28 protein-coding genes and 1 tRNA gene are annotated in these 26469 nt (G+C 56.6%); 21 read left to right on the forward strand and 8 right to left on the reverse strand.

Annotated features, from left to right (window positions below; genetic code table 11):
* Positions 1-65 precede the first annotated feature (65 nt).
* Positions 66-386 (reverse strand): hypothetical protein, encoded by a 321-nt coding sequence (locus BM205_RS24290; protein ID WP_175511250.1) that lies wholly within the window; start codon positions 384-386, stop codon positions 66-68.
* Positions 387-718: 332 nt separating this feature from the next.
* On the opposite strand from BM205_RS24290, the gene gspG reads away from it, so the two are divergent.
* From gspG to BM205_RS11875, 12 genes are read left to right on the forward strand one after another with little or no spacing between them, the layout of a single operon-like run.
* Positions 719-1183, forward strand: a complete 465-nt coding sequence (gspG, locus tag BM205_RS11820) for a type II secretion system major pseudopilin GspG (protein WP_092414709.1) — start codon at positions 719-721, stop codon at positions 1181-1183.
* Between the two features lie 9 nt (positions 1184-1192).
* Positions 1193-2425, forward strand: coding sequence for a type II secretion system F family protein (locus BM205_RS11825; protein ID WP_092414710.1), 1233 nt, complete (start codon positions 1193-1195; stop codon positions 2423-2425).
* A 5-nt stretch (positions 2426-2430) separates the two neighbouring features.
* Positions 2431-4146: a GspE/PulE family protein gene (locus tag BM205_RS11830; protein WP_092415060.1), complete on the forward strand. Its 1716-nt coding sequence runs from the start codon at positions 2431-2433 to the stop codon at positions 4144-4146.
* Positions 4127-4960: a hypothetical protein gene (locus tag BM205_RS11835; RefSeq protein ID WP_092414711.1), complete on the forward strand. Its 834-nt coding sequence runs from the start codon at positions 4127-4129 to the stop codon at positions 4958-4960. The genes BM205_RS11830 and BM205_RS11835 overlap by 20 nt, the downstream gene beginning before the upstream one ends.
* A 12-nt stretch (positions 4961-4972) precedes the next feature.
* Positions 4973-5512 (forward strand): PilN domain-containing protein, encoded by a 540-nt coding sequence (locus tag BM205_RS11840; RefSeq protein ID WP_092414712.1) that lies wholly within the window; start codon positions 4973-4975, stop codon positions 5510-5512.
* Positions 5509-6066 (forward strand): hypothetical protein, encoded by a 558-nt coding sequence (locus tag BM205_RS11845; protein ID WP_092414713.1) that lies wholly within the window; start codon positions 5509-5511, stop codon positions 6064-6066. The genes BM205_RS11840 and BM205_RS11845 overlap by 4 nt, the downstream gene beginning before the upstream one ends.
* Before the next feature lies 1 nt (position 6067).
* Positions 6068-6607, forward strand: coding sequence for a hypothetical protein (locus tag BM205_RS11850; protein WP_092414714.1), 540 nt, complete (start codon positions 6068-6070; stop codon positions 6605-6607).
* On the forward strand, positions 6607-9396 hold the full coding sequence (locus BM205_RS24295; RefSeq protein ID WP_175511251.1) for a cohesin domain-containing protein: 2790 nt from the start codon (positions 6607-6609) through the stop codon (positions 9394-9396). The genes BM205_RS11850 and BM205_RS24295 overlap by 1 nt, the downstream gene beginning before the upstream one ends.
* Positions 9393-9863, forward strand: coding sequence for a type II secretion system protein (locus BM205_RS11860; protein ID WP_092414715.1), 471 nt, complete (start codon positions 9393-9395; stop codon positions 9861-9863). The genes BM205_RS24295 and BM205_RS11860 overlap by 4 nt, the downstream gene beginning before the upstream one ends.
* Before the next feature lie 2 nt (positions 9864-9865).
* The gene (locus BM205_RS11865; protein ID WP_371326482.1) at positions 9866-10288 is read left to right on the forward strand and encodes a type II secretion system protein; all 423 of its coding nucleotides are present in this window, start codon (positions 9866-9868) and stop codon (positions 10286-10288) included.
* On the forward strand, positions 10266-10805 hold the full coding sequence (locus tag BM205_RS11870) for a hypothetical protein (protein WP_092414717.1): 540 nt from the start codon (positions 10266-10268) through the stop codon (positions 10803-10805). The genes BM205_RS11865 and BM205_RS11870 overlap by 23 nt, the downstream gene beginning before the upstream one ends.
* A complete protein-coding gene (locus tag BM205_RS11875) occupies positions 10802-11557 on the forward strand; it encodes a response regulator (RefSeq protein ID WP_092414718.1) in 756 nt (251 codons plus the stop codon). The genes BM205_RS11870 and BM205_RS11875 overlap by 4 nt, the downstream gene beginning before the upstream one ends.
* A 79-nt stretch (positions 11558-11636) precedes the next feature.
* On the opposite strand, the gene BM205_RS11880 is transcribed toward BM205_RS11875, so the two are convergent.
* Both BM205_RS11880 and BM205_RS11885 read right to left on the reverse strand, forming a co-directional pair.
* Complete coding sequence (locus BM205_RS11880) at positions 11637-11921, reverse strand: high-potential iron-sulfur protein (protein WP_092414719.1); 285 nt, start codon at positions 11919-11921, stop codon at positions 11637-11639.
* Between the two features lie 91 nt (positions 11922-12012).
* Positions 12013-13365, reverse strand: a complete 1353-nt coding sequence (locus BM205_RS11885) for a cytochrome C (protein WP_092414720.1) — start codon at positions 13363-13365, stop codon at positions 12013-12015.
* 456 nt (positions 13366-13821) lie between these two features.
* Between BM205_RS11885 and BM205_RS11890 the strand changes: the two genes are divergently transcribed.
* Positions 13822-13897: transfer RNA gene (locus tag BM205_RS11890), tRNA-Gly, on the forward strand.
* A gap of 388 nt (positions 13898-14285) precedes the next feature.
* On the opposite strand, the gene BM205_RS11895 is transcribed toward BM205_RS11890, so the two are convergent.
* Entirely contained in the window at positions 14286-15122 is an 837-nt protein-coding gene (locus BM205_RS11895; RefSeq protein WP_092414721.1) for an IclR family transcriptional regulator, read from the reverse strand.
* 195 nt (positions 15123-15317) lie between these two features.
* Here BM205_RS11895 and BM205_RS11900 point away from each other — a divergent pair, with 195 nt between their 5' ends.
* From BM205_RS11900 to BM205_RS11930, 7 genes are all read left to right on the forward strand, one after another.
* Positions 15318-16394 (forward strand): ABC transporter ATP-binding protein, encoded by a 1077-nt coding sequence (locus BM205_RS11900; protein ID WP_092414722.1) that lies wholly within the window; start codon positions 15318-15320, stop codon positions 16392-16394.
* Positions 16387-17253, forward strand: coding sequence for an ABC transporter permease (locus BM205_RS11905; RefSeq protein ID WP_092414723.1), 867 nt, complete (start codon positions 16387-16389; stop codon positions 17251-17253). Before BM205_RS11900 ends, BM205_RS11905 begins: the two co-directional genes overlap by 8 nt.
* Before the next feature lie 25 nt (positions 17254-17278).
* Positions 17279-18076, forward strand: a complete 798-nt coding sequence (locus tag BM205_RS11910; protein ID WP_092414724.1) for an ABC transporter permease — start codon at positions 17279-17281, stop codon at positions 18074-18076.
* A gap of 28 nt (positions 18077-18104) precedes the next feature.
* Positions 18105-18401, forward strand: a complete 297-nt coding sequence (locus BM205_RS11915; protein WP_092414725.1) for a (2Fe-2S)-binding protein — start codon at positions 18105-18107, stop codon at positions 18399-18401.
* A complete protein-coding gene (locus BM205_RS11920; RefSeq protein ID WP_092414726.1) occupies positions 18394-19836 on the forward strand; it encodes an NAD(P)/FAD-dependent oxidoreductase in 1443 nt (480 codons plus the stop codon). Before BM205_RS11915 ends, BM205_RS11920 begins: the two co-directional genes overlap by 8 nt.
* Positions 19833-20948 (forward strand): NAD(P)/FAD-dependent oxidoreductase, encoded by a 1116-nt coding sequence (locus tag BM205_RS11925; protein WP_092414727.1) that lies wholly within the window; start codon positions 19833-19835, stop codon positions 20946-20948. Before BM205_RS11920 ends, BM205_RS11925 begins: the two co-directional genes overlap by 4 nt.
* A gap of 111 nt (positions 20949-21059) precedes the next feature.
* On the forward strand, positions 21060-22106 hold the full coding sequence (locus BM205_RS11930) for an ABC transporter substrate-binding protein (RefSeq protein ID WP_092414728.1): 1047 nt from the start codon (positions 21060-21062) through the stop codon (positions 22104-22106).
* Between the two features lie 35 nt (positions 22107-22141).
* On the opposite strand, the gene BM205_RS11935 is transcribed toward BM205_RS11930, so the two are convergent.
* Positions 22142-22585: an Lrp/AsnC family transcriptional regulator gene (locus tag BM205_RS11935; RefSeq protein ID WP_092414729.1), complete on the reverse strand. Its 444-nt coding sequence runs from the start codon at positions 22583-22585 to the stop codon at positions 22142-22144.
* 132 nt (positions 22586-22717) lie between these two features.
* Here BM205_RS11935 and BM205_RS11940 point away from each other — a divergent pair, with 132 nt between their 5' ends.
* The gene (locus BM205_RS11940; protein ID WP_092414730.1) at positions 22718-23629 is read left to right on the forward strand and encodes a DMT family transporter; all 912 of its coding nucleotides are present in this window, start codon (positions 22718-22720) and stop codon (positions 23627-23629) included.
* Positions 23630-23703: 74 nt separating this feature from the next.
* On the opposite strand, the gene BM205_RS11945 is transcribed toward BM205_RS11940, so the two are convergent.
* From BM205_RS11945 to BM205_RS11955, 3 genes are all read right to left on the reverse strand, one after another.
* Positions 23704-24396 (reverse strand): alpha/beta hydrolase, encoded by a 693-nt coding sequence (locus BM205_RS11945; RefSeq protein WP_092414731.1) that lies wholly within the window; start codon positions 24394-24396, stop codon positions 23704-23706.
* Positions 24397-24755: 359 nt separating this feature from the next.
* Positions 24756-25628: a pirin family protein gene (locus tag BM205_RS11950; protein WP_371326486.1), complete on the reverse strand. Its 873-nt coding sequence runs from the start codon at positions 25626-25628 to the stop codon at positions 24756-24758.
* 225 nt (positions 25629-25853) lie between these two features.
* On the reverse strand, positions 25854-26456 hold the full coding sequence (locus BM205_RS11955) for a HupE/UreJ family protein (RefSeq protein ID WP_092414733.1): 603 nt from the start codon (positions 26454-26456) through the stop codon (positions 25854-25856).
* Between the last annotated feature and the right edge of the window lie 13 nt (positions 26457-26469).

Below are 26469 nucleotides of genomic sequence, written 5' to 3' on the forward strand. Positions count from 1 at the left end.
CACAATGATGCCGTTGACAGCGAGAACCCCTTGCGTATTCCATCCCGTCTTGTCAGCTTCGCCCCTTAGGGGGAGGCGTCCATTCCATTTCTTTGCTTCGCCAAAGAAAATAAGCAAAGAAAGGCGACCGCAAAGCCACTGCCTTCCCTTCGGTCAGGTCCCCAAATATGGCGCGTGCCAGCCGGGTGGAAAGACCAACTCGCTTCGCTCAAATATGTCTTCCCACAATTCCCGACTGACACGCGCCACATTTGGCAGCGTCCCCATGCGGAAGGCAAGTCAAAAGCCACGTCAGAAACAACTGCAACTGCAACTGCAACTGCAACTGTAACTGTAACTGTAACTGCAACTTCAACTTCAACTTCAACACCAATTTCCGTAGTCATTGTTGATGATTGCTGGAAGAGAATATCTGACGGACGACAGATCTGCTTTTTATCTACTGGAACTCCCTACGCTTCCAAGTGAAGTGGTGAGTAAACGCGAAGCATTCAAGGTGCTTTGCGCAGGCATCTGCAATGGGCGAACGCACGTCGTTTTACAGCGCTACGTATAACTACCCATACACCCCCAAATGGAGGGAATATACCCAGTAGCTTTTTAAACAAGCAGTAGTATTCTACAGATCATAGGGGTCGGTCTCGTAGGGTCTTCTAAAAACTCAAGTGCAGAAGAGCCGTCGAAAAAAACATCACGTGCCGGCCTAGGGAGAATAATAATGACGCGTCTCGCTGCCGCCAGTCTGGAGCATCCTGCGCCGGCCCCTAACCAACGGCGCGCAGGTTTTACGCTGCTTGAACTGCTCGTCGTAATTGTGATCATCGGTCTTCTCGCCGGTATGGTCGCTCCTCGCTATTTCGATCAGATCGGCAAATCCAATACCAAAATCGCTCGCGCCCAGATTGTCTCGCTGGAGAAAGCGCTTGATCAATACCGGCTCGACGTAGGGCGTTACCCCAATACCGACGAGGGTCTGGACAGTCTTTTCGTGAAGCCTAACAACGAAGAAAAATGGCAGGGGCCGTATCTGAAGAAGGCCGTGCCGATGGACCCATGGGGCCGTCCCTATGTTTACAAATCGCCTGGCGATCATGGCGAACTGGACCTGAGCACATTAGGCGCCGACGGTCAGCCTGGCGGCACCGGTGAGAACGCCGACGTCGGCAACTGGATGTCTAACTAGGTGGCCGCCATGAGCAATACGCCCACCACCCGCGTCATCGAATTCGACATTGTGGCTAAAGCCCAGGCGGGGGCCATGCGCTCGCTGCGATTTGCTGCGGTCGACGCGGCGGCGGCAACCCGGCTCGCTGAAAGGGAGGGGTTGCGGGTCCTGTCTTGCGTGCCTCGTCGCAGCAGCTTCGCGTGGGGAGCTCGAGGCGGTGCCACCGTAGTTCGTACGCGGCTTGATATAGCGCTGTTCGCCCATGAGCTGGCATCACTGCTGGACGCAGGGCTGGGGATTATCGATGCCATCGAAACGCTGGCCGAAAAAGAACGCTTATCCGAAACCAGGCGCGTGTTCGAAAAAATAGTGCAATCGCTGAAGGAAGGCCGCAACTTCTCGGGCGTGATGAGCGAGCGGCCGGATGTGTTCCCGCAACTATTGGTTGCAAGCATATCCGCCAGTGAGCAGACCGGCGACATGGCGGCAGCGCTGCGTCGTTATTCTGCCAATTTTGAAACCCTGCGCACCATCCGCTCCAAGGCTTTGGGGGCGGCGGTATACCCGCTGATGCTGCTGGGGGTGGGTTCGCTGGTCGTGTTATTCCTGTTAGCGGTGGTGGTGCCAAAATTCTCCACCTTGATTGAGTCGACCAGAGGTGAGATTCCGTTTGCATCCCAGGTCCTGATTCAACTCGGAAAAACCATCCATGCCCATCCGCAATTGGTCGCCGCATTGTTTATCGGCGCTTTCCTGTCGCTGGTATGGGCGATCCGCCATGCTGCGCGTGCGGGATGGAATCTTCCGGTGTTGCAACGCCTGCCCATCGTGGGCCCGCTGATACGGATTTTTCGGCATGCGCAGTTTTATCGCACTAGCGGCATGCTGATTGAGGGCGGCATTCCAGCGGTCCGTGCGTTCGACATGTGCGGCTCGCTGTTAACGCCGGAAGACAGCCGCAAGCTGGCGCGCGCGGTGGCGTCGATTCGGGAGGGCGCCGCAATCGGGCCGGCGTTGCAGGTTGTCGGCCTGGCCGATCCGGTGGCCTTGCGCATGCTGATGGTGGCGCAACGGACCGGCAAATTAGCTGAGATATTGGCGCGTATCGCAGCTTTCCAGGAGGCAACGCTGAGTCGCGCTATCGATGTGGCGACACGCTTGTTCGAACCGGTGCTGATGCTGTGTATCGGCCTCGTTATCGGCGCCATCGTGGTGCTCATGTATTTGCCGATTTTCGACCTCGCATCCAGTATTCAATGACTGCCATGGACAATGTCTACACTCACGTTTTCAGTCCCGCCAGAAAGACTCTGGATGCAGAGTCCGTCCGCGAGATGCAGGAGCAAGCCGGTTCTACCCTGCAGACGATCGAACAGATAGCGGCGGGCTTCGGCGATGATGCCGCCGCTTATCTTCTGGCGGCAGCTGCCTACTTCAGGATGCGGCCGGTGACGATGGTCATGATGCGGGAACTCAAGCCGGATTTTGAACTGCTGTCGTTTATCGAGGCTGGCAAGCGGCTGTGCATTGCGTTCGTCGAACCGGCAGGCGATCTGCTGCTGGTGACGGCAGATCCTTTGGATGTGCGGACCCGCACCTGGATCAACGCGCGTTTGCGCACTCGTACCGAGCAGGCCGTGAGTTGGGGCATCGCCACTACCGGAGATGTACGCTCTTATCTGACCGTCATAGAGAAAACGGTCCGGGCGATGGATTCGGTAGGCATTGCAGACACCGTCAACGCGATCGACCACAGCGCGCTGTCGATCTCGATTGAAGACATCAGCAGCACCGAGAGCACTATCGTGCGTTTGGTCAATTCGACGATCTATGACGCATTGCGTGCCGGCGCCAGCGATATCCATCTCGAAACCCAGCCGCAAGGCTTGAACATCAAATATCGTCTGGATGGGGTTCTGAGCATGATCAAGCGCCTGGATGGCAGCGATCTGGCGAATCAGGTCCTGTCGCGCATCAAGGTGATTTCCGAACTCGACATTGCGGAACGTAGGATTCCGCAGGATGGACGTTTCAAAGTGCTGGCAGAAGGCCGTGAAATCGATCTGCGCGTCTCGATCATGCCGAATCTGTTCGGCGAGGATGCGGTGCTGCGGGTGCTGGACCGCTATCATTTGTCGGGCGAGCTGCAAACCTTAAGCCTGGAAACCCTGGGATTTGCCGAGCCGGCCAAGGAATTCGTGCGCCGGCTGTCGCAACTTCCCTATGGCTTGCTGCTGGTGACCGGGCCGACGGGTAGCGGCAAGACCACCACCATCTATGCTGCAATTACGGAAATCAATACCGGCCTCGACAAGATCGTGACGATCGAAGATCCGGTTGAATATCAATTGGCCGGCGTGCTGCAAATCCCGGTTAATGAAAAGAAGGGACTGACCTTCGCCCGAGGACTCCGTTCGATACTGCGCCACGATCCGGACAAGATCATGGTGGGCGAAATACGCGATCCGGAAACAGCGCAAATCGCAGTTCAGGCGGCGCTTACCGGTCATCAGGTATTCACCACCGTACATGCCAACAACGTGTTCGACGTGATCGGGCGTTTCACCAACATGGGCGTCGATTCCTATAGTTTCGTCTCAGCCCTCAACGGCATCCTGGCGCAACGGCTGGTGCGCGTCAATTGCCCGATGTGCGTGACCGACGACAAACCTGATAAAGAACTGATGGTGCGATCCGGCCTGGGAACTTCCACCTTAGCCTTGTCGAGTTTTAATTTTAAACACGGGATAGGGTGCGCGCATTGCCGCGGCAGCGGTTTCAAGGGAAGGCGTGCGATTGCAGAGACGCTTTCGCTGAACGATACCTTGCGCGATTTGATGGTAGAGCGTGCCGCCATTTCCAAGATAAAACATGCAGCCCGGCAAAACGGCCTGAAAACGCTGCGCGAAGCGGCGGTAGCCCTGGTGGCTGCAGGTATGACCACTCTCGAGGAGATCAATCGTGTTACGCCTGTGGAATAAACCGGTGCAAATGGTGGTCGAGCCGCATCAAGTGACGGCGTTGATGCTGACAGCCGGGCAGCGACAAGACGACGTCATCGTGCCAGTCGCCAAACCTGACGGCGCAGCAGGTGCATACGACGGCATCGGCAAGGCGATTCGCGATATCTTGCCGCAATTGACCGGCAGGGCAGAGCGTTCCGTGTATGGAATCTGCAGGCTGAATGTCGAAGTGGCCGATACGTTGGTTCACTACGATGTCCTGAAGGTTGATGCACGTCGTTTGCCGCCGGCCGAGCTGGATCATCTGGCTGCGCTCGGCATGGCGGACACCTTGGGTATTGATGCCGGTTCGCTGGTGATGCGTTGTTCGGTCCAGCTGGATGGGCTCAGTGCGGTCGTCTGCGGCATGCCTGCGGCCTTGTCCGATGCCATTAAACTTGGCAGCGATGATGCGGGATGCCGCCTGAATCGACTGGAGCCGGGATTTGCGGCATTCTGGAATGGCAGCTTTGCGCATAGCAAAAACAATAGCGCGCTGCTGGCGCGTTTGCGCGGCAGCTCTTTAATGCTTGGCTGGCTGCAAGACGGAAAATGGCAGGCACTTGCCACCGAGCGCTTATCGGGCAATGACTGGGCTGCCTTGAGCGATAGCTGCGATGCATTTTGCCGCCGCCTCTGCGTGCCGGATCACTCTGGATTGCCGATATATTTCGACGCCGACATAGCGGACATTCCTACTGCAGCACGTAACCGCTGGCAGCGCCTGCCGCCGCAACCGGAAATGGCGGCCGCAGCCGATAGAGTGTCCGATTTTGCCTCGAACGTTGCCTAGGAGACAAATATCATGGCCTCCCTTCAAAAACTCGATTTTGATTTTTCCGTCCAGCGTCGAAAATTACCGCCGTTCGGATTAGCTATCCTGCTCGCAGGTGCCGCAGCGAGCATCTATGCAGGCGTCGAATTGTCGTCTGCCTATAACGCTCGCAAGGCCCAGCAAACGGTCTATGACGCCTTGGTATCGCGTCTTCACACGGTAAGGCATGCCGACCAGGATGGCGCCAAGATCACGCCCGCCGAACTGCAGAATTTTAAGAATGCAGCGCAGATTGCAGGCCAGTTGAACACACCTTGGGATCGTCTGCTGAAAGTACTCGAATCGGCGCCGATGGAACATGTGGCCTTGCTGTCGGTAGAGCCAGTCGCATCGCGCCGGCAATTGCATCTGGTCGGCGAGGCGAAAGATTTCGCCACGATGCTGGACTATCTGTCCTATCTCCAGAGTCAGCCCGGCCTGCAGCGCGTCATCTTGACTTCGCACCAGATACAGACGCAACCAGGTTCGCCGGTCCGCTTCCAAATCCAGGCGCATTGGGAGGAGAAATGAACCGCGTGCGCTCAATGGCGCTGAAGCTGCGTTATGCGCTTGCCCGCCGCGTCGGCTGGCCGGGGGTGGTGGGCATTTGCCTGCTTGGATTCACTTTGTTCGTTGCCTCGGCGGTTGCGCCGCGTCTGGAAAAAAACGCCGGCGAGATCAAGTTGCAGACCGGCGTCGCGTTGATTGACCTTAATCGGGCCCGGCTTGAACATCGGGTCCAGCCAAAGACCAGCGAACAGCTGGTGCGCTTTACGGCCTGGTTTCCGACGATTGACCACAATGTAGGTGATTTGCGCCAGCTGATGGAACAGGCACAGCTAGCCAAGCTCGATCTGGTGAAGGGGGAGTATCGCGTTTCGGATGCGCAGGGTGCAGCTTTCGTGAGCTATGAGGTAGTGTTGCCAGTGAAAGCCAGCTACGACACCTTACGCAGCTTTATTGCCGGGGTACTTAACGCCATACCCAATGCGTCGCTGGCCGAACTGCATATCGAACGTGCCGCAGTGAACAGCACGATCCAGGATGCGCGAATCCATTTTACTTTTGTCTACCGCGGAGCCTGACATGCGCAACCGATTCTCGCGGCGACAAATAGGACTGGTGCTGGTGGCCGGTGTGCTGGTTTCCTGCGGCGCCATGATATTTTCTGGCGGCTCCGCCGAATCCGGGGTGATTGAACCCGTGACGCGGACCACAAACAATCATCAGGCGGGGAGTATCAAGCCGGGCGCCGCTGCTGCTACTGCTGCTCTGCCAAAAACGATAGCTCCCCCGGCACGAGCCAATCTGGATCAAACCGGCGCAAACAATTTATTCGCATCCAACAGCTGGACGCCACCGCCGCCACCGCCGCCGAAAGAGTTGCCGCCACCACCGCCGCCGCCGCCCACCGCACCACCCATGCCTTTCAATTTCGTCGGGCTGTTGCAGGATCAAGCCAAGCCTACCGCTTTTCTGGCGAAGGACGACCAGTTATTGCTGGTGACGACGGGAGACACCGTGGAGGGTATCTATCGTATCGATTCTGTCAGTGCCAAAGAAATTGTCCTGACCTATCTTCCGCTCAACCAGCGGCAATCCATTTTGATTTCTGGGGGGCTGTAATGCGCCTTATCCAAACCATGTCAAAAAGCTGGCTTCGTCCGGCTGCGATGCTGCTGATCGTTGGTGCACTGGCCGGTTGCGCGGCGCACCAACTGCACTCGGACGGCCAGCGTCAGATTAAGGAAGGCCATGTCGCGGAGGGGCTCGCTAACATGCGCGAAGCCATGCGGCAGGATCCGGGCAATCTACCGTATAAGCTCGATTACATCAATCGTCTCGACGAAGAAACAAAAAAATTGATACGGCAAGGCGATGAGCAGCGTTCGGCGGGCGATACCAAGGCAGCGCGCAATTCTTATCTCGATGCGTTGCAACTTGACGGTTCCAACGAGCGAGCCCGGCGTGGGGTGTCCGATATAGACATGGACATGCGGCACAGGGATATCCTGGCCGAAGCCGAAAAAATGGACGCGGCCGGCAAATGGGATATGGCACGGGAACGCACAATGGTGGTGATACTGGAGAATCCGGCCAACCCCAATGCACAGCTGTTGCTACGCAAGATCAATACCGAGATCGATACCCAGCATCGCGCCAAAGAGGCGTTGACCGCTTCCCAGTCGGTAATGAAGAAGCCGGTCACGCTGCAGTTCCGCGACGCCAATCTGCGCATGGTTTTCGAAGCTTTGTCTCGCACCACCGGCCTCAACGTGATCTTCGACCGTGACGTGCGCCCCGATCTTAAAACCACCATCTTTGTGCATGAAGGCTCGGTCGAAGATACCGTCAATCTGATTCTGTTGCAGAACCAGCTCGAAAAGAAGGTACTCAACGTCAATACGATGTTCATCTATCCGGCTACGGCAGCTAAACAAAAGGAATACCAAGAGTTGAAAGTGCGCACTTTTCATATTTCAAATGGCGATGCGAAATACATCCTGACAGTGCTCAAGTCGGTGCTCAAGATCAAGGATGCATTGGTCGACGAACGCACCAACACGCTGGTCTTGCGCGATACGCCGGAAGCACTGGATGTTGCTGCCAAAGTGATTGCAGCCCACGATCTGGCGGATGCTGAAGTGATGCTGGAAGTCGAAGTGCTGGAAATTTCACGCGATCGCTTGACCGACCTTGGCATATCCTGGCCTAACAGTGCCACGATATCGACCCCGACAGGGGCGGCCGGCGCTCTGACACTTGGTGCTCTCGGTGATTTGACGCGCGGCCAGTTGCAAGTGACGCCGTTCTCGCTGGGCATAGGTTTCAAGCTCCAGGATACCGATGCCAATCTGCTGGCCAGTCCGCGTATCCGCGTACGCGATCACGAAAAGGCGAAGATCCTGATCGGTGACAAAGTACCTATCATCACCAATACCGTGACACCGATACAAACCGGCGCCTCGGTGGTCACCGGTTCGATCCAGTATATCGATGTCGGCATCAAGCTTGAAGCTGAACCGCATGTCTATCCGGAAGGCGAGGTTGGCATCAAGCTGAATCTGGAAGTCAGCAATATAGTCAAGGAAATCGCAGGTCCTTCCGGCTCGCTCGCCTATCAGATCGGCACCCGCAGTGCTACGACAAGTTTGCGTTTGCGCGATGGTGAAACCCAGGTGCTTGGGGGTTTGATCAGCGATTCCGATCGCAATGCCGCCGCCAAGGTTCCCGGCCTCGGTCAGTTGCCAATCATTGGACGATTGTTCTCAGAACATAACGGCGATCGCACCAAGACGGAAATCGTATTGTCAATCACTCCTCGTATCATACGGGCCCAGGGTATTGCCGAAGATACGATGCGCGATGTCTGGTCAGGCACTGAAACCACGATTCACTCCGGTCAGTTCCGTCTTGATCCGATCTCTAGCGTGTCAGGCACCAGTAATGGGATAAGCAGCAACGGCATGCCGCGCGTCGATGCAGCACCAGTACCGGCAGCTGCAGTAGTACAGCCTGCGCCGCCTGTTGTTGTAGCCACGCCGCAGATTCCGCCAGCCACTCCAGCCATCCTGAACGGCGTGGTGCCTGATGCGCCGACACCGTCGGCGACGCAGCCGCAAGGATTCGACGCCGTTAGTCCGCCCCCGTCCAGCGGCTACCAAACTGCGCCTGCTCCTGCCCCTGCGCCTATGCCGCCGCCGACACCTGCGCCAATGCCGGAGTCTGCCACGCCAGCGCCGACGGATCAATCGGCGGCGCTGCCAACGGATAAGGTGCTGGCTGCGCCAGCGGTCGCACCGGCGACTATGCCGGTCGCTGAATCGGCCGCAGCCATCGCCTCTACACCCGCCAATGCGGCGCCGGTCGTGGTCGCCGCCGCCATTCCGGCAATGGCGGCAGATGTTCCTGACAAGAGCGTTCAATCGGCAAATCCGGTAGCACGCCCGATGTCGAACGCAAGCGCCGGCGACGGTAGCGCTAACACTGCCACTGGCAGACCGCAGATCACCTGGGGCAAGCTTGAACACGTCAAGGCGGGAGATCAGTTCAAGGTCACGCTTAACGCTGCCAGCTTCGACGGCATTCATTCGCTGCCGTTCTACATCCGTTACGATCCAAGAGTGCTGTCCTTCGTCAGCGCCAGCCCGGGAGAAGTCAGCAGCCGGGTCGGCGTCAGTAACATCGATCCCGTCATCAACGATGCCGCCGGCCGTATCAACATGACACTGGACGCCGCCAACGGCAAATTCTTTGCCGGTTCGGGAGCGCTGATGAGCCTGACTTTTGCGGCCAAGACATCGAGCAGGCAGACCCAGGTGGATATGCAACTGGCGCAGCTAGGCATCGCCGGCGGCAGCGCATTGCGCAACATATCCCGGCCACAACCGCTGATGCTGAAGATCGAACCATGAAACCGCGCGGATTTACACTCATAGAGCTGGTCATCACACTGGCCTTGGTCGGCCTGGTGGCGATGGTCGCTTTGCCGCTCTATGAAATTTCGGCGACGCGTCTGAAGGAAACCGAGCTGAAACTGGCATTGCGCCAGATTCGCATAGCGCTGGATAACTATAAAACTGCGGCCGATACCGGCCAGATAACAAAGGAATCCGGCGATTCCGGATATCCGCCCTCGCTGGAGGTGTTGGTGAATGGCGTCGAAAATGCGAAGGATGTCAATCATTCCCGGCTGGTATTTCTGCGCCATGTGCCGCGCGACCCGTTTTACCCCGATCCTGCCCAGCCGGCAGAACAAACCTGGGCTTTGCGCAGCTACGGCAGCCCGCCCAGCGATCCGATGCCGGGCAACGACGTGTATGACGTCGCTTCGCTCTCTACCGGCAAGGGCTTGAATGGCATCCCCTACAAGGAGTGGTAACCATGCTACGACCGTTCCCACTCTGCAGTAACATGCGTTCCAGGCAATATTTTGCAGGGCTCAGGCTTGGTTTCACGCTGATCGAAATGGTGATCGTCATGGCCGTGATAGGTATGCTGCTGACGCTTGCGGTGCCGCGCTACTTCGTTGCGCTTGACAACGGCAAGATTAAGGTGCAACAGCAAAACCTGGCAACGATGCGCGATGCGCTCGATAAATTCTTCGGCGATCAAGGTCACTATCCGGAATCGCTCGATGAACTGGTGCAGAAGCGCTATCTGCGTAGCGTCCCGGTGGATCCGCTTACGGAAAGCCCTAACTGGATCGTCATCGCGCCCCTTGATCCCGCCCTGAGTGGAGTCTATGATGTCCAAAGCGCGGCCAAAACCAACGGGAGCAAAAATGAGACCGCCGCGGCAAATTAGGCGCACCGGCGGCGTCGTATTGCTGGCGTTGCTGTTGACCCTGGCATTGATGGCGGTAGCGCTGATGGGAGCAGTCGAAGTATGGTCGGTCGAACGGCAACGCGAAACTGAAGCAGAACTGTTGTACGTCGGCGACCAGTACCGGTTAGCGATTGAACACTACTATTACGCCACTCCCGGGGCTGGCAAGACGCTGCCGGCGAGTATCGACGACTTGGTCGAGGATCAACGTTTTCCGGTGCCGGTGCGGCATTTGCGCCGTGCCTATGTGGACCCGGTCACCGGCGAACCGTTTGAATTGCTGCGTGCTGGCGAACAGATCAGCGGTGTAGTCAGCAGTTCGACAAAGTCAACTATCAAGCGTAGCGGTTTTTCTCGAGCCGATAGTGTATTTGAGGGATTTGAGACTTACAATCAGTGGAGATTCTTGTTTAGTCCACCTGTTCCTGGAAAAGCCGGCCGTAAATTACCGTCGCCATCGTCGCGTCAACCTGCTGTGATCGGAGGAAAGTCATGACCTACCGAATTCTGATAGTCGAAGACCACAATTTGCTCCGGCACGGGTTGCGCTCAATGATCGCGGCGCTGCCCGGCTACGAGGTGGTGGGTGAGGCGCGGGAGGGTAAAGAGGCCATTTGCGAAGCGCTTTCATTGCATCCGGATATGATCCTCATGGATTTGTCCCTACCCGGCATGAACGGCATCGAAGCTACGGCCCAGATCAAGAGGCGCATGCCGGATATCCGCATTCTCGTGCTGACCGTCTACAAGACCGACGAATATGTGACAGAAGCGCTGCGGGTAGGAGCGGACGGTTATGTATTGAAAGATGCTTCATACGATGAATTCGTGACGGCGATTCAGACGGTCGCCGGCGGAAAAAAATATATCTGCCCCGACGTCTCGATACACTTGATCAACGATTTCCTGCGTCGGGGCGATCCCAAGAAGGCGGCAACACCCTGGAACAAGCTGACTGCGCGTGAACGCAGTATCCTTAAGCTGGTTGCCGAGGGACGCACAAATCGCAAGACCGGCGAATTTCTCAATATCAGCGCCAAGACGGTCGAAAAACATCGCGCCAATTTGATGCACAAGCTCGGTCTGCGCAATGCGGCGGAACTTATCCTCATGGCGCTGGACATGGGGTTGATCGAGCATGCCAGTAATCCATCGCATGCCGTCAACGGAGCGTCCGATGGTCCGGCTTTTCCGTCGGATATATCCTCCGGCAAACCTCCGGACGGCTCGATGATGTCGCCGGAATGACAGGGCCTGGTTAATCGACGCCAGAGCACTACGCCAGAGCACAAGCCTGCCCCGGCGCTGCAGGTTACAGCGCTCTCCTTTAGCGGTGCGAATATGCCATGCACCAGCCTTGAGGATTGACGGGCCCCGCCACGACTTTGCAAGTGCCGGAGGCAGTGTCCGGCGTAGGCGGATTATACGCAGCGCAGTCAGCGCACATTTTCCCGTCCTTGGGCGTATCTTGATAGTGGAGCATACCCTTGGTCATGGAGCCGGCGTTGGCCTGCGGCGAGTGAGTCACGAGGGGAGTCAGGATGACCGCACCCAACACCGCGCTGCTACGGCGCAGCATATTCCGGCGCGACGTTTTTTTGTCTTGATTCATGGTATTTCCCCCCAAGTAAAATAATCCGACTTGGACAGCCCACGTCAATCCATTACGCTCACGCCGGGAATCTGCAAATGCCTGACTGCCGTCAGAACATGAACCAAGCGTACAAGTAAAGGGTGTTGTTATCTTTTGCGTCTCTGAGCGTTCCGTCGTAATTCGTTTTGCTGCCATTGAACTTCGTATAACCGGTGTACTGCAGTCCGAATCGGACATTCATCTGCGGATCCCAGTTGAACTTGAGGTTTGGCCAATAATTCAGTTCGACGATATAACCTGAAGTATCCGGTTTGCCATTGTTGGTTCCGAATCGCGCGAAATCGGCGTCGCCGCTGACGTTGAATACAGCGCCTGTAATACCATAAGTGCGATCGCGCAGATAGGTCACCTTGGCCCGGGTCGAACGCATTTGCGACGAGGGATTGTCGTTGATAGCACTAGGGAAACCGGTTCGCCACTCGGTTTTTTCGCTGATCGTGGACGCCTGGGCGGTGACGATATGGTGATCGTCCTTGCTGAAGAACTGATACTGGATATCGAATCCCAGATCACGGAAGCGATCTCCGGGGGTAAATTGGTCAGGAGTGTTGACTGACGCTATAGCGCCAAAATGGCCGATCGAGAGATTATGTTGATCGCTGCCGAAAGTGTAGGCGATGCGCCAGTAAGGATTGCTGCCCGCGAGCGTGACTCTGTCGGCCGCGGCGGTACCCGAGCGTAAGACCGATAGCGCACCCTTGGCGGTCTGATAGGAGGTGGCTTCCAGGTACAGCGAGTCGAGCACGTATGCGTATGCACCAAGGCCGGCAACCCGCGAGCCCGATTCAAGAAACGTCGATGGGCCTAAGCCCGGGGCTGCAACACTTGGCCCATAGTATGGGTAACTCCATGCAGGTACCGTATTGAAGACATCTTGAACGGTAGGGTTGTTATGCAATGTCAGGCCGAGAAACGTTGGTTTTTCTTCGGAGCCGAACATTTTCACCAGGCGCAGATCGACATTGTCCATCGCGCCGTGATGATGAAATGTCTGGTCGTCATTGGTAACGAGATTTTCGTAAGTCCATTGGATAAAACCACCCGAGTTCTCGGTGAATTTACCGCCGGAAAAAAGGCTGACAACCTCATCGACGACTTCGTGGTTCTTGCCGTAGAGTTGTTCGCCGGTCGATTTGTCCGTATTGTTCCTGATTGAATTGGCTGAAATCACCGTCATCAAAGCCAGTGGAATCTTCTCGCGTTCTCCCAGCGTATATCCGCCCAGCTTGAATTTTCGGCCAAACGGTGTTAACTCGGGAAAGATGGTGTGGCACGAAGCGCACTTTAGATTCGTTTGTCTTGCATACAGGGGAATGGCGTCGGCGCTAGGAATAAACCCCAAGGAAATAAGTAGCCACAAGCTAACTGCAACGCGTTTCAGAAACGTGTACATATTACTCATTGTGATTCTCCCCTGATCATTGGATTGCCGGCACGGCGCAATTCACAATCGCATGAGTGGAAAATAGGCTATCTGAGGGAGCGTGTCATTGGGGAGATGTACTACGATTGATTCGTAATAGTCCCCCATAAGAATTGACTGGTTCTTCGCTCCGTTTATACGGCGTTCTCTTCAGCAGCCAGGTGGGACCGACAGCGCATGGTCCTTGCAAATCAGATTACACGATTGTCGAAAAGGAATGAAGTGCGTCGAGAATTTTTGTTGGATTTCGGCTGTGTGTTGTATTCGGTGCTGTAAAAACAGGCGCGAGACCGAGGTAAGGAAAAGAAAATGCAGGCTTTGGTTTGCAATTTCAAAAACCCGTGCTAGAATCTTGCCTGTTTTACGAAATAAGAAATTATTTCTCTAGCGATGCGGGGGATTATGTTGATGCTCCCTGTTGCAAACACTCCATATGCGGGAGTAGCTCAGTTGGTAGAGCGCAACCTTGCCAAGGTTGAGGTCGAGAGTTCGAGACTCTTCTCCCGCTCCAAATTCCAGGTAAGAAAGACGATTAAATCTTCCTTGCCGTTTCAGTAAAAAATCCTGCCTTGATTTTCTCCTGATGTGCCTCGCAGAGTCTTTGCGTGCACGGTTTTGTTGGAATTTCAAGGTTTCGGTTTTTTCGTTCTTCTTCAACGAACCGATACAAGAGTTGATTCACCTTTCGCCGGGGCCACTTTCCAGATAGGACTGGGTTTCGGGAGTCATCTCCTGTATGGGTCTCTCCAAGCCCGCTGCGCGACCCAATCTCGACACTGCGATGCTCACCGTACTTTCACGGCTGCGCTTCTCCTGCCGACCTTGAGCCGCGCAGCAGGCTTGGAGAGACCCATAATTTCATTGCCGGACAAAACCAAGAGCGGCGTTACTAAGTGGCGTTACTTGGGGGCTTCAATCGGCAAGCCGCCCAGTATTTGAGCCGGCCGGCGCAACACCGGATCGAACGGATTGATCTGCGCGCCGACGCTCGCGGCTTCTTTCTTGAGTATCTGCACTACAGTCGGCAGACGGTCTGCGTTCAATCTTTCCGCCAGCGTGGCAACGCTCAGGGCTGCGACTGCACGACCCTGTCGGTCCAGTACCGGTACCGCAATACCTGCCATGCCTGGCAACAAGCCCACTCCATGACTGGCTGCATAGCCAAGTTCCAGTGAGCGCTTGATTTCAGTTCGCAAATACACTTCGTCGTATAAGCCCAGATCCAGCAGGCGAGGCAGGTTGAAGCGGATGATTTCTTCGCGCTCTGCTTCGGGCAGGAATGCCAGGATCACCAGCGCTCCCTGACCGACTCCGAGCGCGACCCTGCCGCCAATATCACCCGTGAATGAACGGATTGGAAACGGCCCCTCGCTACGGTCAAGGCACATGGCGTCGTAGCCGCTGCGCACTAGCAGGAACATGGTGTCGCCGAGTGAGGCCGACAGCCGTAGCAAGATCGGCCGGCAGATATCGCGCAAATTGCCGCGATGGCCGGCGCGCGCAGCCAAGGCAAAAAATTCCACGCTCAAGCGATAGGCCTTGCTGCGTTCATCCTGTTCCACGACGCCTTCGCCTGTCAGCGCGCGAAGAATGCGGTGAGCCGTGGGCTGGGCCAAGCCGGTGGCGCCAGCAATATGCGTCAGCTTGGCGCCGTCGCCATTGGTTGTCGCCAGCGCCCGAATAATTGCAAAGCCGCGCTGAAGACTGGTTCCTGCCGAAGCATCTTGATCTTTCACTATTTTCTCCTAATGAAATTAATTTATCCATATATTTAATAATGGTCCATTAAATGGAATATATCAAATAATTAGTCTGCTATATGGAATATTGCGTTGACCGTGATTTTTCTTTTCTCTATATTGCAGAAATAGCTTGGTGGTGTTGCGGTAAGCGTATTGGGATCAAAACCGACCGTCATAGGAGACAAGTCGATGTCGTTTCTACAGCTGGAAAACCTGTCTAAGCATTATGGGGACTTCACCGCGGTTGAAAAACTGAACTTGACGGTTGAGAAGGGAGAATTCGTTTCCCTGCTCGGACCTTCAGGCTGCGGCAAGACCACTACGCTGCAAATGATTGCCGGCTTTGTCGAGGCGAGCGCAGGGCGCGTGATCCTGGACGGGCGCGATATCACCTACGAGAAACCCAACCGGCGCGGCTTGGGCATCGTGTTCCAGAGCTACGCCTTGTTCCCGCACATGACAGTGAGCGCTAATGTCAGCTTCGGCCTGGAAATGCGGCAGATTGCGCCAGCCGAACGCGCGGAACGGGTACGTAAAGCGCTCGCGCTGGTGCATCTGGATAAATTCGGCCATCGCTATCCGCGTGAATTGTCCGGCGGCCAGCGCCAGCGTGTAGCACTGGCGCGTGCCTTGGTAATTGAACCGCCGGTCTTGCTGCTGGATGAGCCGATGTCGAATCTCGATGCCAAATTGCGCGAAGACATGCAGGTTGAATTGCGCGAGATCCAGCGCAAGGTCGGCACCACCACCATCATGGTTACGCATGACCAGTCGGAAGCGTTATCGATGAGCGATCGCGTGGTCGTCATGGATGCCGGCTGTGCGATACAAATCGCCAAGCCTTTCGACGCCTATGAAAATCCGGTGAATCAATTCGTGTCCCAATTCGTCGGCAAGGCCAACTTGTTTGAAGGGCTGGTTGCATCCGTCAATCAGCAAGGGTCGGCGCTGAATGTGCATGGACAGTTGCTGAGTACCTGTGACGCAACGTTGCAGATCGGCGAACGGGTCACACTTTGCTTACGCCCGGAAAAACTGGAGCGCTGCAGTCCGCAAGATGAAATCATCCGCGGTCGCGTGCGTTCGGGTATGTTTCTCGGCAACCAGTGGCTGTATCACATCGATACCGGCCTGGGCGATTTGCTGGCTACCTGGCAGAACTGCGGCAATGCCGCATGCAGTGACGGCGAAGAGGTTTCATTGCGTTGGCCGGCCGACGCGCTGCATATAGTCAAGCGCGAACATCGCGAGGCGCAGCATGGCTAAGGCGAATGCGCTATCTTCGGCATCGTTGCCGTATCTGCTGACTGCGCCGGGCGTAATTCTCTTTTTTACGATGGTGCTCGTGCCATTGTTGTTAACCTTGCTCTTGTCCTTTTATGGCTTCGATTCGATTACCGGCATCAAGGCTGGTTTTAGCCTGAGCAATTACTGGCTGGTTTTTAGCGATGAATATTTTCATTCCATTTTCCTGCGTACATTTTGGGTGGCAGGGCTAACCACTCTCATCTGTATATTGCTTGGTGCGCCGGAGGCTTATGTGTTGAGCCGCATGGCGAAGCCGTGGCGGTCGATTTTCCTGATCATCATTCTCGGTCCGTTGCTGGTGTCGGTGGTGGTACGCGCTTTCGGCTGGAGCATGCTGCTCAGCGCTAATGGATTAATCAATTCGACTCTGATCTGGCTTGGTTTTGCACCACTCAAACTACTCTACACCACAGGGGCAATCGTGGTTGCCCTGGTGCATGTGATGCTGCCATTCATGGTGATTCCGGTCTGGACCTCGTTGCAAAGACTCGATCCTACAGTCGTACAAGCAGCGCTGTCGTTGAATGCATCGCCGTCAACGGTGCTGCGGCGGATTGTGCTGCCGCAGGTATTGCCCGGCATTCTGTCTGGCAGCCTGATTGTATTCGGCCTCAGTGCGAGCGCCTTTGCCATTCCCGGCCTGCTTGGCGGACGCCGCCTGAAAGTGGTGGCGACCACCGTCTATGACGAATTCCTTGGCTCCCTGAATTGGCCGCTGGGAGCATCGATCGCCATCATCCTGCTGCTTGCGAATCTGCTCATCATGTTGAGTTACAACCGGGCTCTGGAACGTAAATATTCCAGGACATTGGGTTAACCGGGTTAATTGGAGAGCCGATAGCATGCGTAACAATGGTCCTGTTTCACTGATATTCCATGCGCTGATAGTGGCGTTTGTACTTGCGCCGCTGTTGGTCGTGTGTCTGGTCGCGTTTACGCCGGAAGACACGTTGTCCCTGCCGACCCACGGTGTTTCATTGCGCTGGTTCAAGGCGATTTTTGAACATCCCGATTTCGTGCAATCGTTCTACAACAGCTTATTGCTGGCTTTGCTGTCGGCCACGCTCTCGCTGTGTGTGGCGTTGCCCGCCGGCCTGGCGATCGGGCGGCTGAGCTTTGCAGGCCGAGATTTCCTGAATGCCTTGTTCCTGTCGCCGCTGATTATTCCTACCCTGGTGTTGGGGGTGGCGCTCATGCGTTTGTTTGCCAGCATGGGCGTTAGCGGGTCGTTCGGTTGGCTGGTGGTCGCCCATGTGGTGGTGATCAGTCCCTACGTATTGCGGCTGGTGCTGGCAGCTGTGGTGGGTATGGATAAAAGCGCCGAACACGCGGCGCAGTCTTTGGGCGCCGGACCGTGGACCGTATTTCGGCGCATTACGCTGCCCATGATCTTGCCTGGCATTACCGGCGGCTGGCTGCTCGCATTTATCAATAGTTTCGATGAGCTGACCATGTCGATTTTCGTCACCACGCCAGCCACGGTTACTCTGCCGGTGCGCATGTACATGTATGCCACCGAATCGATCGATCCCATGATGGCGTCTGTATCTGCCTTGATGATATTGATTACGGGGGTGGCGATGCTGATTCTGGATCGTGTCTACGGACTGGACAAAGTATTGATCGGCCAGCAGGGATAAATCCATGCCAGGAATTGGAAAGCAAGCAATGACTTTATTTACCAGAGTCGCCGAGACGCAACGCGAGTCGATTGTTTTCTCGCTTGACGGTCATGCCGCGACAGCGCTGGCGGGCGATACCATATTGACTGCTGTCCTCACGCAGGCGGACCGTTTGCGCTTGTCCGAATTCAGCCACCGGCCGCGCGCCGGATTTTGCCTGATCGGCGCCTGCCAGGATTGCTGGATGCATACCGAGGACGGACAGCCGGTGCGCGCCTGCAGTACTGAAATTCAAAACGGCATGCGGCTGCTTAGCTCGATTCCCGGAGGTGTAGATGAATGAGCTGCAGAGTGAACTACAGAGCGAATCCCGGATTGTGATTGTCGGCGCCGGCCCGGCCGGAGTGCGTGCCGCCGAGATTCTGGTGGCAGCTGGCCTGCGCCCGGTGATTGTCGACGAGAACCAGCGTGCCGGCGGCCAGATATACCGCCAGCCGCCTGCCGCGTTTGGTGGTTCGATGCGTTCAAAAAAACAGCTGTACGGTTTCGAATCGGCCAAGGCGGATGCACTGCATCGTACATTCGACAAATTGCGCAGTCATATCGACTATCTTCCTGAAACCCTGGTGTGGAATTGCGATGGCCAACAACTGGATCTGTTGGGTCGTGGTCAACATCGGTCGCTGCCATATTCACATCTGATGCTGTGCACCGGCGCTATCGATCGCATTTTGCCGTTTCCCGGCTGGCTGTTGCCCGGCGTGTACACCCTGGGTGCAGCGCAGGTTGCACTGAAAGCGCAGGGTTGCGTGATTGGCAGCCGCATCGTTTTGGTTGGTAGCGGCCCCTTGCTCTATCTGCTTGCCTATCAATATGCGAAGGCCGGGGTCAAGATTGCCGCGGTGCTGGATACCGCATTTTTTTCCGGTAAGTTGCGAGCGACGTTTGATCTGGCCAGGCAACCGCTCACCTTGGGCAAAGGCTTGTATTTTCTCGCGTGGCTACGCTGTCATGGCGTCAAGGTAGTTGAGGGCGTGCAAAAGATTGCCGTCACCGGCGAGCAAAAAGTACAGGCAATCTCATGGCAAAAAAATGGCGGTGAAGAGACGATAGAGTGCGATGCCGTGGCTAGCGGTTTCGGCCTGCGCTCGGAAACGCAACTGGCCGATCTGGCCGGTTGCGCATTTGCATTCAATCAAATCAATCAACAATGGCTACCCCAGCGCGACCCGGCCGGACGCAGTAGCGTTAAAGGGGTATACCTTGCTGGCGACGGTGCAGGTATCGCCGGTGCAGATGCGGCCGAGATGGCAGGAAAACGCGCCGCGCTGGCGCTACTCGAGGATTTGGGACAGACGGTCGATGTGCGCGAAAGCCGGCGGCTGGATCGCGCGTTGCAGCGTGTTCAGGGATTTCGTCGCGGGCTGGAATGCGCGTTCCCGGTACCTGTCGAGTGGGCGCGCGAATGTGCCGATGACGAGATTATTTGCCGCTGCGAAGAAATTACGGCCGGCGAGTTGCGTCATTCCGTGACGCATGCCGGCACGGTTGAAATTAACCGCCTCAAAGCATTGACCCGGGTTGGCATGGGACGTTGCCAGGGACGGGTCTGCAGCGCCGCCGCCGCTGAAATACTGGCGTGCAGCGCGGGCAAGTCGCTGGCGGAAGTCGGACGGCTGCGCGGGCAACCGCCGGTCAAACCGTTTCCGGTGGCGGTCGGGGTGGCGGCGCATGTGGTGGAAAGTGTGGCGGAGAATGCCGGGGAGGAGGCTTCATGAGCGAGCACCTGACGGCAGACGTCGCCATCATCGGCGGCGGTTTGATGGGTTGCTCGGCGGCGCTGGCATTGCGCCGCATGAATCGCTCGGTGCTGTTGCTGGAGCAAGGCTGGTGCGGCGCGCAAGCTAGCGGTGTCAATTACGGCGGGGTGCGGCGCCAGGGCCGGCCTGAGACACAACTGCCGCTAGCCCAGCGTTCGCATGCGATCTGGCAGGGCTTGCCACAGCTGGTGGGTAGCAGCTGCGAATATACAGTCTCGGGCCACCTGAAGCTGGCGCGTAGCGATGCCGAAATGGGGTTGCTTGAGGAATACCGTGAGCAAGCTGAAAAATTTGGCCTGCAGCTTGAAATTCTGGGACGAGCAGCGCTGCGTCAACGTTATCCGTGGCTGGGCGACAAGGTTGCCGGCGGTTCTCTGTGCGCAAGTGACGGCCACGCCAATCCGCGGCTGGTAGCCGCCGCTTTTGCACTGGCGGCAAAGCGCCATGGCGCTGACATCCGCGAAGGTGCGACAGCAGAAACTGCCACCTTCGATGGCACGCGGTTTACGGTTCGCGCCAGCAAAGGACTCGAAGTAAAAGCAAAATTCCTGCTTAACTGCGCCGGTGCATGGGGCGCCGCGTTTGCCGAACAGTTCGGTGAACATGTGCCGGAATTTCCTATATTTCCGAATATGTGGGTGACTGAGCCGATGCCGAAACTGGTTGAACCTAATGTCGGCATTGTCGGTGGCGGTTTTTATGTGCGCCAGGTGGCGCGAGGAAATTTCGTCCTGGGTGGCGGCCGCGGCACAGGGCAACTGGCGATTGCCTCCACCCGGCCCGCCAGCGCCTCGATGTTCGCCTCGATGAAATTGGCGTGCGAATTCATTCCGGCATTACAAAACGCTTTGGTGATCCGCAGCTGGACTGGCGTTGAGGGCATGCTGCCGGATCATCAGCCAGTGCTCGGTGCCAGCGTGACAACTCCTGGCCTGTTTCATGCTTTTGGTTTTTCCGGCGCTGGTTTTCAGTTAGCGCCTGCGGTAGGGGAAGTGCTGGCGGACCTGGTGGTCCATGGGGTGACGGCAACCCCGATACAGGCATTCAGAATTGATAGATTCAGCGAATAGACTGAGTAGATAGATCGGGCAATACAAGCTGACATCAATGTGTTCGTAGTTAGGTAGGTGGTTGCATCTGTCGGGAACATCGGGGCGTTTAATTCTTGAGGAGAAGGAAGCATGAAATTCAAGCACATTATCCTGGCAACAGGATTCATTTCAGCATTGGGCGTCGCTGCGGCCAGCCACGCGGAGACACGTACGCTGTACGTCGGCATGAATGGCGGCAGCATGGAAAAGAACTACACCAGCTATATATTTCCGGAATTCGAGAAAGCCAATAACGTCAAGATAGTGGTGGTTCCAGGCACTTCGGCAGACATCATGGCCAAGATGTCCGCGCAAAAAGACAAACCGCAAATGCATCTGGTGTTTCTCGACGATGGTGTCATGTATCGCGCGATCGGCATGGGTTTGTGCCAGAAACTGAAAGACGCTCCGGTATTCAAGGAGATCTATCCTTTTGCCCGCATGGCGAACGACCAGGCAGTGGGGATCGAGCTCGGTACGGTAGGTATCGGCTACAACAAAAAGATGTTTGATGAAAAGGGCTGGGCCGCGCCTACTTCCTGGATGGATTTCGCCGATCCGAAATACAAGGGGAAAGTGGTGTTCCAGTCGATTCAGAGCAGCACCTTCGGCCTGCACAGTTTCCTGATGTTTAACCGTTTAGTCGGCGGCACCGACAAGAATGTCGAACCCGGTTTTCAAAAATGGGGTAGCACCGTCGGTCCTAACGTTCTTGAATATCTGTCCAGCTCGGCAAAAATATCGGAAATGGTGCAAACCGGCGAAACCGCCATTTTCCCGCTAACGCCGACGGCAATTGCGAATTTGAAAGCCAAGGGCATTCCTGCTGAATTCGCTACACCGAAAGAGGGGGCGGTGATGTTGATGGTTGGCGCTTGTGCGTTGAAAAATAATTCAGAGCCGGATCTCTCGCAAAAATTGGCTGAGTATCTGCTGAGCGCCGGCTCGCAAGCTAAGGCGATGGAATATGCCAACGCAATTCCGATCAACAAGAATGTCAAAATCCCGGAGTCGGTGCAAGCCAAGATCGGCAATATCGACAAGCTGATGAAAAACATCAATACGGTCGACTGGGATGTCATCAACAAAGAACGCGCCGCCTGGAACGATCGCTGGAGCCGCATGATCGAACGCTGAGATTTCCATTGCAACTGCTGCAGGCCGGAGATCGTCTATGCAATCGCAAACGGCGGCGGCCGCCGTTTGATCGGCTGCGCCTTGACGATCGCGGTGTTGGTCTCGGCCTTGTCGGCAATCCGATCGATTATCTGGTCCAGTTGTGCGATCGAACGCACGTACAGGCGCGCTATATAACAATCTTCCCCGGTTACTTTGTCGCATTCGCAAAACTCAGGCGTTTCCTCGATCAGCTTCTGGACGATCAGCAGCTTGCCGGGCAACGGCCGGATGCGGACGATGGCCTGCAATTGATAGCCGAGTGCCTGCGGGTCGATGTCTACCGTGAAGCCGCGAATGACGCCGCGTTCTTCAAGGCGATGTAAGCGCTCCGAAATGCTTGGCGAGGAAAGGCCGACCTGCTGGCTCAGGTCTTTCAGCGAGATGCGCGCATCCTTGAGCAGGACTTCGAGGATGCGCTGGTCGACATTGTTCAGCATTTCATATTTCTCCGGATATTCGTAATATTGCCTTATTTAATTAGGAGATATTCACATATTTCCTTTTATACGGCATGGAAAATCGTATGGCAAGATGAGATTATCAGTCCCTGATAGTTTCAGGAGTTATTGATGAATAACAAGGTAAGCGGCTCGGTTGAAATGACCGCCGCCATGGTGATTTCGGGAACCATCGGCTGGTTCGTCGTGGTCTCTGGCCAACCGGTTCTGGACGTGGTGTTCTGGCGCTGTGTCTTCGGTGCGGCGACCTTGCTGGTGGTGTGCGCTGGAATGGGGTTGCTGCACGGCGCCATCACCTGGCGCCTGCTGGCTTTGGCTGCGCTCGGCGGTGTTGCGATTGTCTTGAACTGGCTGCTGCTTTTCGTCTCTTACTCGCGTGCGTCGATCTCGATCAGTACCGCGGTCTATAACACCCAGCCGTTCATGCTGGTCGGTCTCGGCGCAGTGTTTTTCTCTGAACGGCTGACCGTCAACAAGCTGACTTGGCTTGCGATTGCTTTTGCCGGTATGTTGCTGATCGTATTAGCGCAGCCTGGCGGCGCTGGTGCCGGCGCCGGCGCATATAGCGGCAGCGACTATCTCGCCGGAATCATGATGGCGCTCGGTGCTGCCTTCTTCTATGCCGTCGCGGCGATCATCACAAAAAAGCTTGCCGGTACGCCGCCGCATCTGATTGCCTTGATCCAGGTTTGTGTCGGCATGGTAATGCTGGCGCCTTTTGCGCACCTGTCGCAGCTGCCAACCGATATCGGCACGTGGAGCATCCTGGTCACGGTCGGCGTGGTCCATACCGGACTGATGTATATCCTGCTCTACGGCGCGATCCAGAAGTTACCTACATATCTGACGGGATCGCTATCCTTCATCTATCCCATCGTGGCGATCATGGTAGATTTCCTGGCCTTCGGCCATCGGCTGCAGCTGACCCAATTGATCGGGGCTGCCGCGATTCTGATCGCCGCCGCCGGAATGAATCTCGGCTGGTCGTTGTGGAAGCCGAAAGAGTGCGTTAGTTCAAGCTAAGAATTCAAACGCTGCAGCGACAATGCCACAGTCGGCCGATAGGCTGCCGGCCGCTGTGGCGTTTCGACGACGGGTCAGGCCAAAGCGCGCGCCGCCTCTTCAATCAAGGCGACTATTTCATCAGGGTGCGACGCCATGGAAGCATGGCTCGCCGCCAGCTCGATGGTCTTCCGAGGTTTCATCCGTTCGGCGAACCAGCGTTCCGTTTCCGGCGGTATCATGCGATCGTTGCTTGAGACTTGATACCAGGATGGTTTGACCTTCCATGCAGGCGGTCCGGAGGCGTCGCCAAAGCAACGGGCGGCGATCGGTTTCTGCGTCGATGCCATCACCAAGGCTTCTGTTTCACCCAGATCCTGGCAAAAATTGTCGCGGAATTTATCCGGGTCGATCCACAAGAAGCCATTGTCGTCCGGCATGATGCTAGCGGCGCCGGGCGGCGCTTCCCTCATGCCGAAAATGCCTCCCGGGGTTTCGCCTTCATCGGGAGCAAAGGCTGCAACGTATACCAGGCCAACCACATTCGGCGCATGGCCTGCGCCAGTGATGACCATGCCGCCATAGGAGTGGCCGACCAGCAGAGTCGGTCCGTTCTGCGCTGCGGCTAATCTGGTGGTGCGGTCGATATCCTCGGCTAATGAGGTGAGTGGATTTTGAACTGCGCGCACGCGATATCCTCTTGCGTGAAGCGGTGGAATCACGTGGCCCCAATGAGAGCCGTCGCCCCATGCGCCGTGCACCAGGACTATGTTGAGTTTCGCTGTCATATTGCATTCTCCTGTTCTGTCTGGCGACTATCGAAAACAGAGGGATGGCGTCGCTTAGACCATCCCGGACAATGCCGGTAGACGGATGTGGATTTTGCTGCCAGTTTGCGCGTTCCTGGGAGCTTTGTCTGCGGTGGGTATGCGCACGAACGTTCGTCCTATGCGATGTAAGCGTGGGGAAAAAGCGAGAAACAAAAACACCCCGTTCGCGTATGCGGACGGGGCGTGACGGTAATTACGCAGGCGGTGCCTGCGTTCCGGAATTGCTTAGCGCAGCAAATTCAATGCCTTGGCAACCCGGCGCCACAGTTGTTTTATTATCAATTTAAATGTTTTTTTTGCTACTGATGCTGCCGTGCTCATGCTTCTGGCAATGGAATCCATTCATCGTCGCCTGGCACCCGATCAAAGCGCTGTTCGCGCCAATTGTTTTTGGCGGTTTCAATCAGCTGCGGATCGCTGGCAACGAAATTCCACCAGATGGTGCGCGGGCCGTCGATAGGAGCGCCGCCCAGCAGCATGACCTGGGCTGCCTCGCTGGCGGCGATCTTTGCCGCCCGATCCGCCTCCAATACAGCCAGCACACCCGTTTCCAACGCTTCACCATCAATAGTCACGCTGCCGCTGGCGACATACACGGCTTGCTGCGGATACTCTGGCTCCAGGGTGAACTGCGCTCCGGCCTGCATTTCGGCGGCGACATACAGGGTCGGTGAATTGATTTTGACTGGTGCTTCGCGGCCAAAGGCGCGGCCGGCGACGACACGCAGCTGGTAGCCGTCACCTTGTATCAGAGGCAAGCTTGCGGCCGGGTGATGGGCGAAGGCCGGTGCACATTCTTCATCGGCCAACGGCAGCGCAACCCAGGTCTGGATGCCGTGCAGGCGCCAGCCGCTGGCGCGTTGCGCAGCGGGCGTGCGTTCGGCGTGGACGATGCCGCGTCCGGCTGTCATCCAGTTGACGTCGCCGGGAATGATTTCCTGATCGTTGCCCAGGCTGTCATGGTGGCGGATGGCGCCTTCAAACAGATAAGTGACGGTTGCCAGGCCGATATGCGGATGAGGCCGGACATCGATACCCTGGCCGCTGGCAAAATCGACTGGTCCCATGTGGTCAAAGAACAGGAAGGGGCCAACGCTTTGATGGCGGCCCGCGGGTAGTACGCGGCGCACTACCAGCTCGCCGAGATCGCGGGCGCGGCCGGGGATCCGGTAGGCAATCGAGGATGTGATTGGGGTTGTCATAGTGTGTCCTGGTTTAGATAAGCAAAAAACAAGGCCGCTGCAACAAAACGACTTGCACAGGTTGGAGACATTAGCATATTTGAATGTTCCAGGCAGAGTGCAAAAAAAGAACCAGGTCCTCGCAGCGTGACTGCGAAAGAACCTGGTCCTGATTATATGTCCGACTGTTTTCGTGATCGCGCTGCGATCAGGTGAAAGATCCCGGGTCGTGGCTCAGAATGCAAAGGCGAGCAAATACCCGCCGACCGCTGCAATCGCAACGCCTCCCAGCCGTACCGCCTGCGCCGCCATTTTCGGGCCAGCGACCAAGCCGATCGCGAGGCCGAGCAAATGCAGCAGCGCCGTCGCCGCCACAAAACCGACGCCATACCAAAGCGCCGAGGCGCCATGCGGCAATTCGCTGCCGTGCGCATAACCGTGGAATAGTGCGAAGATGGAAACCACACCGGCGCTGGCCCAGACCGGCATGCGGATGGCGAAAGCGATCAGCAGGCCCAGCACGGCGACCGAGGCCGCGATGCCGGTTTCGACGCCGGGCATCTGCAAGCCGGAAAACGCCAACAGTGCGCCTGCCACCATCATCAGCGGGAACGCCAGCGGCAGCACCCATAGCGCGGAGCGCTTGTTTTGTGCCGCCCACAGGCCGACGGCCAGCATCGCCAGCAAATGATCGATGCCGGAGAGCGGGTGGGAAAAACCGTCGTTGAATCCGAATGCATCGGGATGGCCGGGATGGGCAAAGGCGGAACCGATGCCGAGGGCGGCGATGGCGAGCGCGCTGAGGCGGCCGTAGGTACTGGCAGACGGGTGGGGCATGGAGGGGCTCCTT

The organism is Collimonas sp. OK307 (assembly GCF_900113705.1).
Classification (GTDB): Bacteria; Pseudomonadota; Gammaproteobacteria; order Burkholderiales; family Burkholderiaceae_D; genus Collimonas.